Origin of the sequence: Micromonospora trifolii (assembly GCF_022229005.1) — a bacterium.
Lineage (GTDB): Bacteria > Actinomycetota > Actinomycetes > Mycobacteriales > Micromonosporaceae > Micromonospora > Micromonospora trifolii.
Window position 1 is genome coordinate 103,707 of the sequence record NZ_JAKKFD010000055.1, and the last position, 17,266, is coordinate 120,972.

The 17,266-nt window shown below is 71.4% G+C and carries 16 protein-coding genes; 2 read left to right on the forward strand and 14 right to left on the reverse strand.

Annotation, left to right across the window (positions count from 1 at the left end):
* Positions 1 to 25: 25 nt before the first annotated feature.
* The 9 genes from NIE79_RS29125 to NIE79_RS29165 all read right to left on the reverse strand — a co-directional run bounded on the left by NIE79_RS29125 (position 26) and on the right by NIE79_RS29165 (position 11,305).
* Positions 26 to 1,696, reverse strand: a complete 1,671-nt coding sequence (locus NIE79_RS29125) for a DUF4153 domain-containing protein (protein WP_238681613.1) — start codon at positions 1,694 to 1,696, stop codon at positions 26 to 28.
* Positions 1,693 to 2,775 (reverse strand): sensor histidine kinase, encoded by a 1,083-nt coding sequence (locus NIE79_RS29130; protein WP_238681614.1) that lies wholly within the window; start codon positions 2,773 to 2,775, stop codon positions 1,693 to 1,695. The genes NIE79_RS29125 and NIE79_RS29130 overlap by 4 nt, the downstream gene beginning before the upstream one ends.
* Positions 2,772 to 3,452, reverse strand: coding sequence for a response regulator transcription factor (locus tag NIE79_RS29135; protein ID WP_238681615.1), 681 nt, complete (start codon positions 3,450 to 3,452; stop codon positions 2,772 to 2,774). The genes NIE79_RS29130 and NIE79_RS29135 overlap by 4 nt, the downstream gene beginning before the upstream one ends.
* A gap of 142 nt (positions 3,453 to 3,594) precedes the next feature.
* On the reverse strand, positions 3,595 to 5,667 hold the full coding sequence (locus NIE79_RS29140; RefSeq protein WP_238681616.1) for a carboxypeptidase-like regulatory domain-containing protein: 2,073 nt from the start codon (positions 5,665 to 5,667) through the stop codon (positions 3,595 to 3,597).
* Between the two features lie 161 nt (positions 5,668 to 5,828).
* Positions 5,829 to 6,491: a DUF5701 family protein gene (locus NIE79_RS29145; RefSeq protein WP_238681617.1), complete on the reverse strand. Its 663-nt coding sequence runs from the start codon at positions 6,489 to 6,491 to the stop codon at positions 5,829 to 5,831.
* 66 nt (positions 6,492 to 6,557) lie between these two features.
* Entirely contained in the window at positions 6,558 to 7,319 is a 762-nt protein-coding gene (locus NIE79_RS29150; protein WP_088950711.1) for a LytR/AlgR family response regulator transcription factor, read from the reverse strand.
* A gap of 23 nt (positions 7,320 to 7,342) precedes the next feature.
* Entirely contained in the window at positions 7,343 to 8,569 is a 1,227-nt protein-coding gene (locus tag NIE79_RS29155) for a sensor histidine kinase (RefSeq protein WP_238681618.1), read from the reverse strand.
* 39 nt (positions 8,570 to 8,608) lie between these two features.
* Positions 8,609 to 10,180 (reverse strand): sugar transferase, encoded by a 1,572-nt coding sequence (locus tag NIE79_RS29160; protein WP_238681661.1) that lies wholly within the window; start codon positions 10,178 to 10,180, stop codon positions 8,609 to 8,611.
* A gap of 264 nt (positions 10,181 to 10,444) precedes the next feature.
* Positions 10,445 to 11,305 carry an Fpg/Nei family DNA glycosylase gene (locus NIE79_RS29165; RefSeq protein ID WP_238681619.1) on the reverse strand — a complete coding sequence of 287 codons (861 nt, stop codon included), beginning with the start codon at positions 11,303 to 11,305 and terminating at the stop codon, positions 10,445 to 10,447.
* Between the two features lie 80 nt (positions 11,306 to 11,385).
* Between NIE79_RS29165 and NIE79_RS29170 the strand changes: the two genes are divergently transcribed.
* Positions 11,386 to 12,657, forward strand: a complete 1,272-nt coding sequence (locus tag NIE79_RS29170) for a glycosyltransferase (RefSeq protein ID WP_238681620.1) — start codon at positions 11,386 to 11,388, stop codon at positions 12,655 to 12,657.
* 328 nt (positions 12,658 to 12,985) lie between these two features.
* Here NIE79_RS29170 and NIE79_RS29175 read toward each other — a convergent pair whose 3' ends face one another.
* The 5 genes from NIE79_RS29175 to NIE79_RS29195 form a co-directional block, all read right to left on the reverse strand.
* Positions 12,986 to 13,708, reverse strand: coding sequence for a CDP-alcohol phosphatidyltransferase family protein (locus NIE79_RS29175; RefSeq protein ID WP_238681621.1), 723 nt, complete (start codon positions 13,706 to 13,708; stop codon positions 12,986 to 12,988).
* On the reverse strand, positions 13,683 to 14,750 hold the full coding sequence (locus NIE79_RS29180; protein WP_238681622.1) for an iron-containing alcohol dehydrogenase family protein: 1,068 nt from the start codon (positions 14,748 to 14,750) through the stop codon (positions 13,683 to 13,685). Before NIE79_RS29180 ends, NIE79_RS29175 begins: the two co-directional genes overlap by 26 nt.
* Positions 14,738 to 15,469 (reverse strand): phosphocholine cytidylyltransferase family protein, encoded by a 732-nt coding sequence (locus NIE79_RS29185; RefSeq protein WP_238681623.1) that lies wholly within the window; start codon positions 15,467 to 15,469, stop codon positions 14,738 to 14,740. Before NIE79_RS29185 ends, NIE79_RS29180 begins: the two co-directional genes overlap by 13 nt.
* Positions 15,470 to 15,547: 78 nt before the next feature.
* A complete protein-coding gene (locus tag NIE79_RS29190) occupies positions 15,548 to 16,315 on the reverse strand; it encodes a hypothetical protein (protein ID WP_238681624.1) in 768 nt (255 codons plus the stop codon).
* Complete coding sequence (locus tag NIE79_RS29195) at positions 16,312 to 16,764, reverse strand: NUDIX domain-containing protein (protein WP_238681662.1); 453 nt, start codon at positions 16,762 to 16,764, stop codon at positions 16,312 to 16,314. Before NIE79_RS29195 ends, NIE79_RS29190 begins: the two co-directional genes overlap by 4 nt.
* A gap of 109 nt (positions 16,765 to 16,873) precedes the next feature.
* On the opposite strand from NIE79_RS29195, the gene NIE79_RS29200 reads away from it, so the two are divergent.
* Complete coding sequence (locus tag NIE79_RS29200) at positions 16,874 to 17,266, forward strand: CBS domain-containing protein (RefSeq protein WP_238681625.1); 393 nt, start codon at positions 16,874 to 16,876, stop codon at positions 17,264 to 17,266.

Here is a 17,266-nt window from a genome sequence, read left to right on the forward strand (position 1 = left end):
GTACGCGATTGTCAAGCGTTCACGCTCACCAGCGTTGCAACCCGAGGCAGTCGGTCACGGTGGCGCTCACCGGGGTCGTGTCGAGGACCCGCCGGGCGCGTTCCCTGCCGAGGTTCGTCGCCCAGAAGCCGTCCCGGGGCAGCTCGGCGGCGATCTCCCCCAGCGCGCAGGAGCGCATCGGCTCGGGCAGCCGGTCCAGGGCCGGCACGGCGTCGGCCGACAGCCCGGACAGGTAGCTGACGTCCAACCGGCCGGTCTCCAGGTACCTGTCGACGTTCCGTTCGGCGATCATGCGATCCGGGTTGAGAAGGGCCAACCCGAGCAGCGCCAACACCGCGGTGCCGACCACCAACCGGGGGAGCCAGTCGGCCCGCAACCGCGCCACGGCCACCCCGACCAGGACGAACAGCAGCCCCAGCCAGAGTTCGACTGTCGACACGACGAGCCGCAGCCGGGTGGCACCGTACGCATCGGCGTAGACCTGCATCCGGTAGAGCGCCGACGCGACGATCACCAGACTGAGCGCGGCGAGCGTGCCGAGCAGTACCCGGACCAGCAGCCGGTCCCCCCGGGTGGCCTTCGGCGCCCGGCGGGCGGCGATCGCGATGACCAGCAGGGTGAGCGCGGTGACGGCGAGCAGTTGCCAGAAGCCGCCGCGGGCGTACTGGGCGTAGGTGAGCCCGGCGGTCCGCAGCACGTGCCCCGCCCCGCCGAACAACACAGTCAGCTGGACCAGCACGAATACGGCGAACAGGGCGTCGAGCAACACCAGCGGAAGGGTCCACTCCAGCCGGTGCGCCGGCCGGGACGACGCCGGTCGCAGGCCCTCCAGGTCGGGTGGGCGGCTGACCAGGTACGCGCCACCTAGCAGACCACAGCCGATCAGCATCAGCCGCAGCAACCAGCCGATCACACCGGCCGGCGCGATGTCGGGCAGCAGACCGCCGACCAGGTTGGCGAATACCGCGTCGGCGGAGGAGAAGAGCAGCCCGAACAGCGTCAGCAGGACGGCGGACACCGCCAGGCTGGTCACTATGCGTCCGAACCCGATCCCCGACCCCGCCGGGCGGTTGTTGCGCACTCCGCGTACCGCCCACGGGAGCGCCCGTACCGTCGCGGCCGGTGGCAGCGTCGCGGCGACAAACATTCCGAGCGGGCTCCGCCCGCCGGTCACCGCGAGCGTCACGGTCCCCACCGCTGCCAGCAGGCAGAGCACGAAGAGCCAACCGGCGGCCCGGAACGTGCCGACGGCGACCAACGCGACAGTCGCGGCAGCCCAGGCGACCTGCGCCACCCGCCCCGGTGCCCCCGTGGCACCGGGACGGGCGGGTTCGGCGCCGGTTGCGGTGCCGGGCTCGGTCGGCTCGGTGTGGCCCGCAACCGGGGAGGACGCCCCGGGCTTGACGATGGCGGCGGTGCCGAGGGCGGTCGTGCCGGCCAACGCGGCGAGCAGCCAGCCGAGGCCCGGACGAACCATCGTGAGCACCGAGGCGCCGACGACTGCCGCCGCCGTCGACGCCGCCAGGACCATCGGACCCGCATCCCCGGATGGCCCCGGCCAGCGCCGCGCGATCATCGATGGCGGCCGGGGCAGGGCCGGTGCGGCCGGAGCTACCTGGGGCCGACCGGCCGCCGGCGGTGCGGCCGGCCAGGTCGGCCCGGTGGCCGGGATCGGGGTGCTGCCGGGGCTGGTCATGCTGCCTCTTCTCGATATGACCCGTCGCACGGGATGGTGACCTGAATGCGGCAGCCGGGCCGGTCACCCCGGTCTGGCCCGGCGGGATCGAGGACACGGATCCGACCGCCGTGCAGTTCGACGACCCACCGGGCGATGGCCAGGCCGAGCCCGGTCCCACCACCGGCCGACCGGTCGCCGCGGGTGAACCGCTCGAACACCCGGGAACGCTCGGCCGGCGGAATGCCCTGGCCCTCGTCGCTCACCTCGAAGCGGAGCTGGTCGCCGTGCTCCTCTGCGCTCACCCGCACCGTGCCGCCGGGTGGGCTGTGTCGTGCCGCGTTGTCGAGGAGGTTCGCGAAGACCTGGTGCAGCCGCCACGGGTCCGCGTGGACAGTCAGCGGTGCCGGCAGGTCGCGGAGCTGGAAGCACACGTCCAGGCCCGCGCCGGACGCGCTGGCAGTGGCGTGCTCCACCGCCTCGTCGAGGAAGTCCCCCACGTCGATGCGTACGCGCCGCAGCGGCACCACCCCGGCGTCGAGTCGGGACAGGTCGAGCAGGTCGGCGACGAGGTGCCCGAGCCGTTCGGTCTGGGCCAGCGCCGAACGCAGCGCCGCGGGCTCGGGGTCGGCCACCCCGTCCACCATGTTCTCCAGCACGCCCTGCAACGCGGTGATCGGCGTACGCAGCTCGTGCGACACGTTGGCGATCAGCTCGCGTCGACGCTGGTCGGCGGCGTGCAGATCCTCGGCCATCTTGTTGAACGCCTGGGCCAGCTCGCCGACCTCGTCACGGGAGGTGGCGCGTACCCGACGTGTGTAGTCGCCGCGGGCCATCGCGCCGGCGGCCGCTGTCATGTCCCGCAACGGCGAGGTCATGCCGTGCGCGAGCACCTGCGAGGTGAGCAGGGCGACCGCGATGGCGGTGGCGGAGGTGATCGGCGGCGGCCAGCCGATGCCGTACGAGAAGTAGGCCAGCCCGGCCGCCCCGGAGGCGACCAGCAGCACACCCAGCTTCAGCTTGATCGAGCGCACCGGGTCCAGCGGTCGGGGCAGCAGCTCCAGCACCCGGTCCAGCCGGGTGAGCAGGGTCGCCGTCATGACGGCAGCTCCAGGGCGTAGCCGACCCCGTGCACAGTGCGGATGAGGTCGGCACCCAGCTTGCGGCGCAGAGCCTTGATGTGGCTGTCCACGGTGCGGGTGCCGCTCCCGTCGCCCCATCCCCAGACGTCGGCGAGGAGCCGTTCCCGGGGGAGCACGGTGCGGGGTCGACCCGCGAGGTGGACCAGCAGGTCGAACTCGGTCGGGGTGAGGTGCACGTCCGCCCCGGCCCGGCGGACCCGTCGCTCGGCCTCGTTGATCTCGATGTCGCCGAGGCGGATTGCGGGCGGCGCGGGAGTGGCGGCGGCCCGCTCCATCCGGCGCAGCAGAACATGCACCCGGGCGGTGAGCTCCCGCATCGAGAACGGCTTGGTGAGGTAGTCGTCCGCGCCGACCGCCAGCCCCACGAGCAGGTCGGTTTCGTCGTCCCGTGCGGTGAGCATCAGCACCGGCACCGCACGGTCAGCCTGGATCCGGCGGCACACCTCCAGGCCGTCGAAGCCCGGCAGCATCACGTCGAGGACGACGAGATCCGGCTGTACGGCGTGGAACTGCGCGACCGCGCTGGGCCCGTCCGCCGCGATCTCCACCGTGAAACCCTCGGCCCTTAGTCGGGCGGCGATGGACTCGGCGATGGTCCGTTCGTCCTCGACCACCAGTACCCGGCGTTCTTTCATGGGTCCTGACTGTAGGGAGCGGCCGTGGAGATCAGTGGTTTGCGTTGTGAATAACCTGTGGAGAACCGCTCACGGCTGTGGATAACTCGGATGCGAAGCGGGGCCGGTGGCACGATGCCGCCGGCCCCGCTGCACCAAACCGTCAGTCGACAGGTACGACCAGGTCCACTGACATGCTGCCGGTGGCCGGGACGGTGAAGAGCGCCAGCTTTCGGCTGCCGTCCGGCTGGGTCACCAGGTAGCGACCGTCGAAGTACTCATCTCCGAGCGAGACGTTGTAGGTGAAGTAGATCCGCTGCGGTCCCTTGAGGCGAATGCTGAACCGACCGTCGCTGATCGACCCGTTGCCCGCGATGTCGCCGGTGTCGGCGCTGCGGGCGATGACGAATCCGCTGGTGAAGGAAGCGCCGTCCGGCGTACGGAGGGTGCCGGTCAGCTCGATGCCCTGGTCGAGTTGGACGTTGTGGGTGGCGGCCGCCCCGGCGGTCACCGGCACCGGAGTGGCCTTGAACCGGCTGGGCTTGTCGCCGGACCACTCGCTGGCGTACGGGTTACCACCGAACACCAGCGGCCAGGCGTACGGGCCGAGGCGCTTGATGGTGTAGACGCCGCGCTCGTCGGTGATGGCGTCCTGGGCGCCGACCCCGGGGTGACCGGTCAGCACCGACACGCCGGCGTTCGCCACCGGCTTGCCGGCCACGTCGGTGACAGTGCCCGTGACAGTGCCCGCCCGGTCGAGCAGGACCTGCGGTCCGGTGACGACCTGACCGGCGGTGGCGGCGACGACGGCTGCCTCCCGCTCGTCGCCGGTGCCACCGTTGGCGCCCACCCACTGACGGCCGTACGTGTCGCGTTGCGGCACCGCGAAGAGCTTGTAGCTGCCGACGGCGAGTGGTCCCACCTGGATCTTGCCGTTGCGGTCGCTGCAGTCGCCGTAGCCGTCCTGGAGCGACGCCTGCTTCGGCAGGAAGGTGTCCAGGCAGATGTTCGACACCGGCGCGCCGCTCTGCCGGTCCACGATGGTGGTGCTGATGACCGCGCCGGGCCGCATCTTCACTGTCAACTTGGTGTCGACGTTCGCCTTGACCCGTACCCCGTTCACCTCGCGGGAGAAGTGCAGCTTGTCCGGTGCGTCCAGGTAGATGGTGTGTTTGCCCTGCGGCAGGCCGGTGACGGTCACAGTGCCGGTGCCGTTGCTGCAGATCGACTGGGCGCAGAAGTTTGCGATCGGGGCGCCGGTGACCGAGTTGATGGCCGACAGGGTGACCGAGCCGGTGCCGAGCAGGCTGTCCGCGATGGTCGTCTGCTGCCCACCCCGCACCTCGACCAGGTTGGCTTCCTCAGAGGTCAGCTTGCCGCGGTAGTACTGCTGACGCTCACCGGCGGTCACGCCAACCTTGTAGGCGCCCTGGAGCAGTTGCGCGGTGAACTCGCCGTTCGCGTCGGTCTGCGTCCACGCCCCGCTGGACGAGTTGGCGGTGGTGATGCTGACCTCGGCGTTCGGGAGTGGGGCGCCAGCGGCGGTGGTGAACCGGCCGGTCAGGCTGCCCGCCGGCAGCGCCGTCTCGTTGACCACGATCGCCTCGTCGGCCTTGACCTCGAAGACGTCGGCGCTCTCCTGGTCGAGCTTCCCGGGCACGTACTGCTCCTGGTAGGAGCCCTCGATCGGTTGGATGCTCACCGTGTAGCGACCCGGTCGGGCGGCGATAGTGAACCGGCCCTGGTCGTCGGTGCGACCCCACGCCCGGGCATACGTTTCGGTCTCCCGAACGTCGACGCTCAGGTCCACCACCGGCTGGCCGTCGGTGTTCACGATGCGTCCGGTGATGCTGCCGGTGGCGAAGAGCTGCTCGTCGACCCGGGTGGTGCCACCCTCGGTGACGGTCACCGGGTCGGCGTCGAACGCGCTGTCCTTCTGGTGGTGGTACTGCTCAGGCTTCTCCCAGGGGAAGTAGCCCACCACGTACGAGCCGGCTTGCAGCCCGCCGACCGTGTAGTTGCCGTCGGCGTCGGTGTTGGTGGAGCCGACGTACTCGTAGCTGTCGCTCTCGTAGAGCTGCACGAGGACTTCGGCGGCGGGTGTGCCTGCGCTGGTGGTCAGTCGTCCGCTGACCGCGCCCGTCGCCGCGGCCTGGGCCGGGGTGGCGCCGGGCAGCACGAGCGCCGCCACGACGGCACCGGCCAGGAGAACGCGGCGGGCTTCGAATAGCTGCATCGATGTCCCAATGTGAGGGTGGTGGGGCGGCCTGAGCAGGCTCTGCCCGCACCGACCCTGCGCCCCGTACGGGGTCGGCACCCGAAGAATAGGTCACCGACGATGGCTCTGGAATTGCCCGACCGGGCGAGCATCCTCAGTGGAAACGGGCACCCTGGCGGTCAGCCCAGGCCGATGCGCTCCGGCCGGGCCGAGGCGGAGCCGAGCCAGGTGTGCGGGTTGCCGTACCAGCACCAGCCCAGCTTGGGTGCGCCCTGGCTGATCCACAGCGCGGGCACCCGCTTGTCGCCGCAGCGGGAGCCGACCAGCGAGAAGCACCGGTTGCTGGCCAGCGCGGCCGGGTGCAGCGTGATGAAGGCGAGCCCCTCGTCGATGCTCAGCGGCAACCGGCCCTGCGCGGTGATCCCCTCCATGGCCGTGGCCGGGGCCAGGTTGCGGAACTCCTCGCCCCGGTCGACGTCGAAGAGCAGGTACGCCGGCCCGGCCGGCACCTCCAGCTCCTTGATCGGGTCGAAGCGGGGCAGGTCGTCCTCGGCGTAGTTCCGGTCGACGACGCCGGGCTTGCGCTTGCCGGCCACTGTGGTGAGCTCCACCCGTTCCGGCACCCCGATCAGCTCTCGGGTGATGACCAGCAGGAACGGCACCCGGGCGTCGGTGGGGGCGGGCAGGCCGGCGGTGCCCTCGACCGCCCTGGCCCGCAGTGGCGCGACCAGGTCGCGGAAGGCGCCCTCGGTCAGCCCGGCGAGGGCGGGGTAGCCGAGCTGCACCAGTCGGTCGAGTTGGTTGTCGAACTCGGATTCGGCGTCGAACGGGGTTGCGGTCACGGCGAGCCTCCCGGAAGTCGTACGGACTAGCGTACAACGTACGGTAGGGCTGGTTCCATTCCCGGCTCAGCGACTCCAATCCTGCTTCGCGGCCCTGACCAGCTTGTCCTTCAGCTCGCGGGTGTGCCGCCGGCTCACCGGCAGCTCGGTCGAATCGATCACCACCACGTAGCCGGAGTTGACCAGCCGCAACTCCGCGATCAACTTCAACTGCACCAGGTACGACCGGTGCACCCTGACGAAACCGGCATCGGCCCAGCGCTCCGCCAGCGTGGCCAGTGAGACCCGCACCAGGTGCGACCCCTCAGCGGTGTGCAACCGGGCGTAGTCGCCCTGCGCCTCCACCCACCGCACCGCCGAGCGGGGCAGCATCCGGGTGGTGCCGGCCAACTCGATGGGGATGGTCGGGTCCTCCTCCGCGCGGGCCAGCGCCGCCGGGTGCGACGGCACCACCCGCGAACCGATCACCCGGCGCAGCGACTCGGCCAGCCGATCGGCGCGCACCGGTTTCCGGACGTAGTCGGTGGCGCCCAGATCGAACGCGTCCACCGCGCCGTCGTCGTACGCGGTGACGAACACGATCGCCGGTGGCCGGGCGAAGCGGCGCAACACCCGGGCCAGCTCCATGCCGTCCAGGCCGGGCATCCGGATGTCCAGGAAGACCACGTCCACGTCACCGTCGCGCAGCAACCGCAGCGCCTCGGTGGCATCCCCGGCCGTGTGCAACCGGGCCACCCGGGGGTCGGCCCGCAGGTGGTACGCCAGCTCGTCGAGCGCGGGCGGCTCGTCGTCCACGGCGAGGACGCGCAGGAAACCGGACGCGTTCACCGCACCCGTTCCGGTTCGCTCGCTCACGACCCTGCCCGCACGCCGGGGTGGAACTTCGGCACCCGCATGCTCACCTTCGTGCCCGAGCCCAGCCCGGTCTCCACGACCAGGCCGAACCGGTCCCCGAAGACCGAGCGCAACCGCTCGTCGACGTTGGAGAGGCCGACGTGCTGGCCCGTGTCGTCGCCCGGGTCGCCGGTGCCGCGGGCCAGCTCGGCGATGCCGGCGGTCAGCGTGGTCGGATCCATTCCCACTCCGTCGTCCTCCACCGTGATGTGGCATTCGGCTCCCGCGTCCCGGGCCTCGATGCTCACCATGCCCGTGCCCGGCTTGCGGGACAACCCGTGGCGAACCGCGTTCTCCACCAACGGCTGGAGGCAGAGGAACGGCAGCGTCACCGGCAGCACCTCCGGGGCGATCTGCAACCGCACCTGCAACCGGTCGCCGAACCGCGCCCGTTCGATGGTCAGGTAGCGGTCGATCGACCGCAGCTCCTCGGCCAGCGTGGTGAACTCCCCGTGCGCCCGGAACGAGTACCTGGTGAACTCGGCGAACTCCAGGATCAGCTCCCGGGCCCGCTCCGGGTCGGTGCGGACGAACGAGCCGATCGCGGTCAGCGCGTTGTAGATGAAGTGCGGGCTGATCTGCGCCCGCAACGCCCGGATCTCGGCGCGGGCCAGCCGCTCCCGCGACGAGTCCAGCTCGGCCAGGGCGAGCTGGTTGCCGGCCCAGTGCGCGGTCTCCAGGGTGGCCTGCACCAACCCCGGAGGCGGCGGGCTGTCGGCGACAGCCACCAGCGCGCCCACCACCCGGCCGTCCGCCCCCAGCAACGGCGCGACCACCGCTCCGCGGACCGGGCAGTCGACCCGGTCGCAGTGCAGCTCCTGCTCACCCAGCACTGTCGAGCGGCCGGTGTCCACGGTCCGCTGGGCCGCCGCGAGCAGTTGATCTCCGTGGTGCGTGCCGCGCCCGTCGAGGGCCAGCAGCCGGTCGGCGTCGGTGAGCGCCAGCCCGACCGCTCCCACCAGCGCCCGCAGATGGCGTACGGCCTTCGCCGCGCCCGCCTCGCTCAACCCCGCTCGCAGAGGCTCGGCGGCCAGGCCGGCGGTGTGCAGCACCTCGTAGGTGGCCCGTTGGGTGGCGGTGGCGATGCCACGGCGGGCCCGCAGCCGCAGCACCGCCAGCAGGGCCGCGGTCAGCGCGGTGACGAGTGAGACGACGCCGACCACGGCGGAGAGGTTGGCAGCCACGCAGCGATCCTCGCCCCTGCGAGCCGGCGCGCCAACCCTCTAGTACGCGCCCTTGCGGGCGAGCACCACCCCGACGGTGCGCCACAGGATGCTCAGGTCGTACGCGAGCGACCAGTTGTCGACGTAGTAGAGGTCCAGTCGGACCGACTCGTCCCAGGACAGGTCGGAGCGGCCGGAGACCTGCCACAGCCCGGTCATGCCGGGGCGGACCAGCAGCCGGCGCCGCACGTCACCCAGGAAGTCACCGTCGTCGGCCGGTAGCGGGCGGGGCCCGACCAGCGACATCTCGCCCCACAGCACGTTGATCAGCTGCGGCAGCTCGTCCAGCGACGTGGCCCGCAGGAAGCGGCCGACCGGGAAGACCCGAGGGTCCTCCTTCATCTTGAACAGCATGCCGTCGGTCTCGTTCCGATCGACCAGGCTGGCCAGGCGGTCCTCGGCGTTGACGTACATGGTCCGGAACTTCCACACCCGGAACGTGCGCCCCTCGTGCCCCACCCGGGGCTGGCGGAAGAAGACCGGCCCGGGGTCGGAGATCCGGATCGCCACGGCGATGGCCAGGAAGAGCGGGGACAGCAGCAGCAGGCCGAGGCCGGCGGCGACCCGGTCCATCAGGTTCTTGGCGAGCAGCGCCGGCCCGGAGAGGGTCGGCTCCTCGACGTGCAGCAGCGGCAGACCCTCGATCGGCCGGATGTGCACCCGAGGGCCGGCGATGTCGGTGAGCTGCGGGGCGACCACCAGGTCGACGCCGGAGCCCTCCAGCTGCCAGGCCAGCCGGCGCAACTCGCCCGGCTCCGCGCTGGCCGACCCGCAGACGGCGATGGTGTCCCCGCCGACCTCACGGACCAGGGCCAGGACGTCGCGTCCGGCGTACACCGGAACCGGGGTCGGCATGCCTCGGGCCGCCGCGTACCCGTCGGTGATGTGGATGGCGACGGGCATCAGCCCGGCGGCCGGGCTGCGGGTGACCGCCGCGTAGACCTCCAGGCACTCGGGCAGGGTGCCGACCAGCACCATCCGGTGGGCGGCCTGGCCGGCCCGCCGCCGGATGTAGTGCAGCGCCCACCGGGCCACGAAACGGCCCCACAGGATCAGCAGCAGCGCCCCGAGCAGGGCCGTGCCGACCGTCCAGCGGGACAACTCGGTCTTGGTGGCGAAGGCGAGGAACGAGACACTCGCGGCGACCGTCACCCCGGCCCGGATCACCCGCTTGAACTCGTCCGGGCCGAGCCCCAGGTAGCGGCGGTCGTACGCCCGGTTGCTCCAGAGGATGATCACCCAGCCGAGCGGGAGCAGCAGGTAGGAGACGGTGTGGAACCAGGTCGGGTCCTGCTGGGTGCCGGAGAACCCGGAGGCGGCCTGGTCGAACAGCTGGATCGCGATCCAGCTGGCGAATGCCGCCGCGCCGAAGTCGAGCAGCAGCAGGATCGCGGTGTAGGGGCGGTGCCAACGGGAGACGCGGCGTCGCGCCCTGGTCCATGCCGACCGAGGGACGCCGTTGTGGGACGGCGGCGTCGGCGGCTGGATCTCGAAGCTGTCGACGTGCCGCACGAGTCTGCTCCGGCCTTCGTTGGTTACCGGGCGCTGGAGGCTTGCCGTCACCTCACCCATGTCCTCCCGCATGACACGGGCCGCTCACTCGGCGTGAAGGCCCGGGTCGCCCACCGTCCCAGTCTCCCACGCGGGCTCCGAACGATCGTCGCCCCGAAGGAGATTGGCGACCGACGGTGCTGGAGGGATCTGGCCGGCTCCGCACCATTTCAGAAGCCGGGGACCGGGCCACTATACCGATGGATGCGCGCGTGGCGAGAAGGGCGGACCGGAGCTTCCACTCAGGGAGGGCGATTCCGCTCTGTAGCCCTGAAGTGCAATTACTCACCGTACGAGGCGAGACAACCGACGGTCAGCGAGCGGCTTGCCGCCGGTCTGGCAGGTGGGGCAGTACTGGAGGCTGGAGTCGGCGAACGACACCTCGCGCACTGTGTCCCCGCAGACCGGGCAGGGCAGCCCGGTGCGCGCGTGCACCTTCAGCCCGGAACGCTTCTCGCCCTTGAGCTCCGCGGCCCGCTGACCGAGGGACCGCTCTACCGCGTCACCGAGGACCTGTCGGGTGGCGGCGTGCAGTGTGGCGATCTGGGCGTCGGTGAGCCGATCGGTGATCGCGAACGGGGACAGCTTCGCGGCGTGCAGGATCTCGTCGGAGTACGCGTTGCCCACCCCGGACAGCACCGACTGGTCGGTCAGCACCCCCTTGACCTGCCCCCGTCTGCTCCGCAGCCGCTCAGCGAAGAGGGGCAGATCCGCGGCGAGCGCGTCCGGGCCCAGCTTGGCCACCCCGGGGACCGCCGCGAGGTCGGTCACCAGATAGGCGGCCAGCTTCTTCTGCGTGCCGGCCTCGGTGAGGTCGAAGCCGGAACCGTCATCCAGGCGTACCCGCACCGCGATCGGACCCTTGCCCGGACGCAGTGGGGTGGTGGCGGGGAACGCCTCCCGGTAGTGCAGCCAGCCCGCTCGCGCCAAATGCACCACCAGGTGCACTCCGCCCTCGAAGAGGACGTCGAGGAACTTGCCGTGCCGACTGGCGTCGACCACCGCCCGGCCGGCGACCTCGGTCGGCGCCGGCTCGTACGTTTTCAGGGCGCTGATCGCGGCGATCTCCAGCCGATCGACGCGCCGCCCCACCGCGCGCTGACGCAGGTAACCCGCGAGCGCCTCAACCTCCGGTAGTTCGGGCACGACACAACGGTAGCCTTCTTTCCCGTGAGCGTGAGGAATGAGCTTGCGAGTCCCGCAATCGCGAACGAAGGGCAAGCTCCGTGAGAATCGTGGTGGCACACAACCGGTACCGGGAAGCGCAGCCCTCCGGTGAGAACACGATCGTCGACTCGGAGATCGCTCAGCTCACCGCCGCTGGCGTCGAGGTGCTGCCCTTCATCCGTAGTTCGGACGAGATCCCGTCGATGTCGAAGGCGGCGAAGGCGCTGCTGCCGATCTCGCCGATCTGGGCGCCGCGCGCCCAGCACGACCTGAGCCGACTGCTCACCGAACACCGACCGGACGTTCTGCACCTGCACAACCCGTACCCCCTTATCTCGCCCTGGGTGGTGCGGACCGCGCACCGGCACGGCGTGCCGGTGGTGCAGACGGTGCACAACTACCGGCAGGTCTGCTCGTCGGGGATCTACTTCCGCGACGGCGTGATCTGTCAGGACTGCAAGGGTCGGGCGTTGGGTGTGCCGGCGATCAAGCACCGCTGCTACCGCGACTCGGCGGTGCAGAGCGCGCTGATGGCTACCACCCTGGCCGTGCACCGGGGCACCTGGCGCTCGGTGGATCGGTACATCGCGCTCACCTCGGCGATCGCCGATCACCTCCGCGACTACGGCATTCCGGACGAACGCATCGTGGTGAAGCCGAACTCCGTACCCGATCCGGGTCGGCCGGCGCCGCTGGGTGACGGGTTCCTCTACATGGCCCGGCTCTCCCCGGAGAAGGGCGTCGACCTGCTGCTGGACGCCTGGCGTCGGCACCCGGTGGGTTCGCTGGGCACGCTGCGGGTGGCCGGCGACGGCGAGCTGCGCCACCTCGTGGAGGCGGCCGCCGCCGAGCGACACGACGTGGTCTACCTCGGTCAGCTCGACCGGGCCGGCGTGCAGGCCGCCGTCGAGGCGAGCGCTGTGGTGATCGCCGCCGCGATGTGGCACGACGTGCTGCCCACCGTGATCATCGAGGCGTTGGCGAACGGCCGGCCGGTGCTCGGTACGGCATTGGGCGGCATTCCGTACCTGGTCGGGGCCGACGCCCCGCACGAGCCCGCCGGCACCGGGCCCGCCGAGGTCGCCTCCGCGGTCGCCGGGGGCGGCGGCGGGTCAGCCATGCCGGCGGGAATCGGTCTGGGTGAGGCCGGTTGGGTGGTCGCTCCGGAGCCGGCCGCGCTCGCGGCCGCGCTGCCGGTCGCCCGCGCCGGTGCGTCCGGGCTGACAGTGGGCGCCCGCGCCCGCTATGAGCGAACCTTCCACCCCGACGTGGTCACCAAGCGGCTCATCGACATCTATGCGGGCCTGGCCCGAACTCCCAACCACGTCTGAACCCGACCCACCCCGCCCCACCCCGTCCCGTCTTGCGCCGTGCCGTGCATGATCGCGCTCGATCCAGGAAGTAGTCCCGTCCGGCTGCTCCGAGGCCACTACATCCTGGATCGAGCGCGATCATGGCGGCGGACGCCGCCACGCCGCCGCCCCTCCGCGCGGCGCTGCGGACGGGGCAGGCGGATCTGCCCGCAAGATCTGCGCAACATCAGGGATGTTGTGGTCTCCCGCCGGTCGGAGGCAGCAACTTCGGGGAAGTTGGGTGGATCTTGCGGGCGGGCAGCGCGCAGACAGGCGGGCGCGTGGGTGAGGGGTTGGGCTGGGTGGGTCAGCGCAGGGAGGCGCGGGCGGAGAAGGCGATGCTGGCCAGCAGGAAGCCGCCGTTGACGATCGTGAAGGCGACCATCACCCAGAGGACCAGCGCGGGGGCCACGGCGAGCACCAGGGCGGCCACGAAGACCACAGCACCGTAGTCGCGGACCAGCTTCACCAGGCGCACCGGCAGCGAGGTCGAGGTGACCATGCTGGCCGCGTTCGGGCCGGCCTGCATCACCGACGTCACCAGGTTGACCATCCAGGTGCCCGCGAAGGTCGCCACGAGCCAGGTCGGCGTGGCCGGCTCCTGCGCCACGGCGGTGGCGGCCAGGGCCGCCACCAGGGCGATCTGCGCGGCCACGTCGCAGAGCACGTCGACGCGCGCGCCGGCCGCGCTGCCCTGGCCGGTCACCCGGGCCAGCTGCCCGTCCGCGCAGTCCAGGGAGTACGCCACCTGCCAGCCGACCAGGGCGAGCAGGCCGACGACCCAGGCCGGTACGTCCCCGGCGGCGACCGGGCCGGCGAGCGCCACCACGGTGACCGAGGTGGCCAGCCCGAGCACCAGGTTGGTGATGGTCAACGCTGTCGGTCGCAGCCCGAGCCGCTGGGCGACGAGCGCGAAGACGGCCCCCAGCCACTGGCTGATCGACTCGCTGAACAGGCCGCCGCCCCGGTTCACCCGGTGGAAGTCGGCGACGGTGGGACGGGGGTCAGCCAAGCTGGTCGCGGATTGCACCGGCGTAGTCTGCCAGCCGTTCCCGGGTCTCGGTAGGCGACAGTGCCAGGTGTTCGAGGATGGTGTACCGGTCCGGCCGGGTACGCGGCGCGAACTGCACCGCCTCGATGAACTGGTCGTCGGTGAGCGCCACCTCGCCGGGGAGCCGGGGCAGACCGTGTCGGGCCAGGCAGGCGGACATCTCCCGAAAGCGGCGGAGGTCTCCGCGCAGCCAGGTGCAGAACAGCGCACCCAGCCCGGCCAGCTCGCCGTGCGAGGCGGTCCCGGGAAAGAGCGAGTCGACAGCGTGCATGATCTCGTGGCAGCCGCCGCTGCACGGACGGCTGGTGCCGTCGACAGCCATCGCCAGGCCGCTGGAGATCAACGCTTCGGCGAGGACGATCACGAAGGCGTCGTCGCTCATGTCGCCGGGGTGGTTGAGCACCGCCTCGGCGCCCGCTCGCGAGAGCGACGCGGCCAGCCCGTCGACCGGCTCACCGCGTACCTGCCGGGACAGCTCCCAGTCGGCCAGCGCGCTGATGTTGCTGATCACGTCGCCGATGCCGGCCCGGTTGTGCCGGTCCGGGCCGCTCTCCACGAAGTCCAGGTCGACGATCACCCCGATCGGGATGTGGACGCCGTAGGAGCCCTTGATCCCGTCGGTGATCAGGCTGGCCACCGGGGAGGCGATCCCGTCGTTGGCGAGGCTGGTCGCCACCGACACCATCGGCAGACCTCGACGGGTCGCCGCGTACTTGGCCACGTCGATGGTCTTGCCGCCACCGATGCCGACCACCGCGTCGTACGACCGGGCGCGGAGTTTGCCGCCCAGGTCGTCGGCGGCGTCCAGGGTCCCGCCGGAGACGGTGAAGACGTCCGCCGAGCGCAGCGACGGTCGGATCAGCTCCGCGATCTGGGCGCCCTGACCCGGGCCGACCACCACCGCGACGTCACCCCCGGAGGAGATCCGCCCGTCGGCCAGGATCGCCCCCAGGTCGGCGACCGCCCCGCGTCGCACGTCGATGTGCAGCGGGGTGAGGACGCTCCGAGCTAGTAGAGGCACGCGATCTCCCGCGCGCGGGCCAGGTCGGCGTGGTTGTCGACCTCGACCCAGGGGACGTCACCGATCGGCGCCGCCCGCACCTCCCCGCCCCGGTCGGAGAACTCCTGGTAGCCGTCCTCGTAGTACAGGTTCGGGTCCCGTCGCCAGGTCGCCTCCAGCGCGTCGGCGAGGGCGTCGGCGATCTGCGGCTCGATCAGCGTCGCGCCGATGTACTCCCCGTACGCCTCGCCCGGATCCATCAGCTTGGTGATCCGGGTGAGCTGACCGGCGGCGTCGAAGGTGGTCTTCATCTCCTCCTCGGCCAGCGGCTTGAGGGTGTCCACGGCCAGCAGGATGCCCGGGCCACGCTCGGCGAGCAGGGTCTTCTCCACGCTCACCGGGTGCACGGTGTCCCCGTTGACCAGCAGCACTCCGCGCGCGAAGTACTCCCGGGCGAGCCAGAGCGAGTAGGCGTTGTTCCACTCCTCGGCCTTGTCGTTGTGCACAAGGGTGAGGGTGACCCCGTACCGCTTCTCCAGGTCGGCCTGCCGCTCGCGGACCGCGTCCGCCGCGTAGCCGACGACGATCACGATGTCGGTGAGCCCGACCTCGGCGAGGTTGCCCAGCGCGATGTCCAGGATCGTCGTCTCGCCGTCCACCGGCACCAACGCCTTGGGCAGGGTGTCGGTGTACGGGCGCAGCCGTCGTCCCGCTCCGGCCGCGAGCACCATTCCGATCATCGCGACATCCTCCCTAGTCCTGCTCCCGTCACCGCTGGAGGATAGCGCCGGCCGGGTGTGCCGCTCCGGCCAACCGGGTCAGCCGGGCAAGGCTGCCAGGTCGGCCAGCATGGTCAGGCGCTCCTCCGCGCTGAGCACGGCGTACGGGCCGGCGGCCCGCCGGTCGGTCTCCAGCTCGATGGCGAGCCGTTCGGGACCGGCCGGAAGGGCGGCGATGCTCGACGCGGTGTGCCCGGCGGCAGTCCAGGCGGCGGCGTGCGCGTCGGCCCGGTGGTATCGCATCGTGCTGAGCCGGTTGAGCAGCAGCACGCCCGACGGGGTGCCGTCCGGCTCGTACGGGGGCGCCAGCGCGGCGAAGGCCGAGGCGACCCGGTCCCCCTCCTCGTCGGTCAGCACCAGGGCGTACGACAGCAGTCGGCCGAGCATGGCCACCAGCCGGGCCACCCGGTCGTCGTGCCCGGCCCACAGCTCCTCGGTGACCTCGGCGTGCACCTGGTACAGCTCGGCGAGGAAGGCGGTGCCCCGCTCGGTGGCGGACAGGGCGCCGGCCGGGCCGCGGTAGATCATCCCGTGTGCCACCTGCTTGTCCACTGTCCGTCGGCAGACGACCGGGTCCTGGTAGCGGGTGATCGCCGCGAACCCGGGCCCGTCGACAGTGCCACCGGGTGCGGCCAGCCGGGTGCGGAGGTCGACCAGGAAGCCGGTCGCCGCGATTCCGCCATAGCGCTGGGACAACTCGGCGCCACCACCGTCCCGGCCGGCCAGGATGCCGGCACGGAAGGTCCGGTCCACGGCCGGGGCGAGCAGCCCGGCGATCCGGTGGGGCGCCAACTCGACGGTGTTCACAGACCGATCGACCGCAGGACGGCGAAGCCCTCCTGCGCGATCCGCCGGATCAGCCCGTCGTTGACGTGGCGGTGCTCGTCGAGCACTGTCACCTCGTGCTCGGCCAGCCAGCGGTACTCGGTGTGCTTGCCGGCCTCCAGCGTCGGGCGGTCGAGGTCACCGTCGACGCGGACCAGGAAGTCGTACTCCGTCCGGGCCAGGCCGTCGTCGCCGACGTAGCTGTACTCACCCACCTGGCCCAGGACGTGGGAGAGGACCCAGCCGGTCTCCTCGGTGATCTCCCGGCGCAGCGCCTCGTCGATGTCCTCGCCTGGCTCCACGTGGCCGCCGACGATGTCCCAACAATTGGGAAACAGGCGTCGGTGTGGTGAGCGGCGCTGAAAGAAGATGCGGCCGTCATGGTCGACGATCAGCGCGCCGGCGCAGCGCAGGGGCTCGGTGGACACCATCCGACAGTAGCCAGCGCCCGCAGCTTGTGCGATGCCGCTCTTGTCCAGGAAACATCCACCGACCACCATGTCCGTACCGAATGCCACCGTCCCAAAGGGGTGATGTGTGATGCAGGTACGGGATGCGATGTCCAGCCAGGTCCTCGTCGTCGGTCCGGAGCACACGCTCCGACAGGCGGCCCGGATGATGTCGGCCCGCGGTGTCGGGTCGGCGGTCGTGATCGACCCGGATTCCGAGGGCGTGGGGATCATGACCGAACGCGACGTGTTGAAGGCCATCGGCGCCGGTCTGGACTGCGACGTGGAACGCACCGGCGCCCATCTGACCTGGGACGTGGTCTACGCGGGGCCGGAGTGGACGGTGGCCGAGGCCGCCGCCGCGATGGCCCGGGGCGGGTTCCGGCACCTGGTGGTGCTGGACGGCCAGGAGGTGGCCGGCGTGATCTCGGTGCGGGACATCATGCGGGTCTGGTCGGAGAGCCAGGCGGTCGCCGCTACCTGA

Bases quoted from the DNA above. Each gene is read 5' to 3' on its own strand.
- NIE79_RS29125 (WP_238681613.1), bottom strand. From the start codon at position 1,696: ATGACCAGCCCCGGCAGCACCCCGATCCCGGCCACCGGGCCGACCTGG.
- NIE79_RS29130 (WP_238681614.1), bottom strand. From the start codon at position 2,775: ATGACGGCGACCCTGCTCACCCGGCTGGACCGGGTGCTGGAGCTGCTG.
- NIE79_RS29135 (WP_238681615.1), bottom strand. From the start codon at position 3,452: ATGAAAGAACGCCGGGTACTGGTGGTCGAGGACGAACGGACCATCGCC.
- NIE79_RS29140 (WP_238681616.1), bottom strand. From the start codon at position 5,667: ATGCAGCTATTCGAAGCCCGCCGCGTTCTCCTGGCCGGTGCCGTCGTG.
- NIE79_RS29160 (WP_238681661.1), bottom strand. From the start codon at position 10,180: ATGGGTGAGGTGACGGCAAGCCTCCAGCGCCCGGTAACCAACGAAGGC.
- NIE79_RS29185 (WP_238681623.1), bottom strand. From the start codon at position 15,469: ATGATCGGAATGGTGCTCGCGGCCGGAGCGGGACGACGGCTGCGCCCG.
- NIE79_RS29195 (WP_238681662.1), bottom strand. From the start codon at position 16,764: ATGGTGTCCACCGAGCCCCTGCGCTGCGCCGGCGCGCTGATCGTCGAC.
- NIE79_RS29200 (WP_238681625.1), top strand. From the start codon at position 16,874: ATGCAGGTACGGGATGCGATGTCCAGCCAGGTCCTCGTCGTCGGTCCG.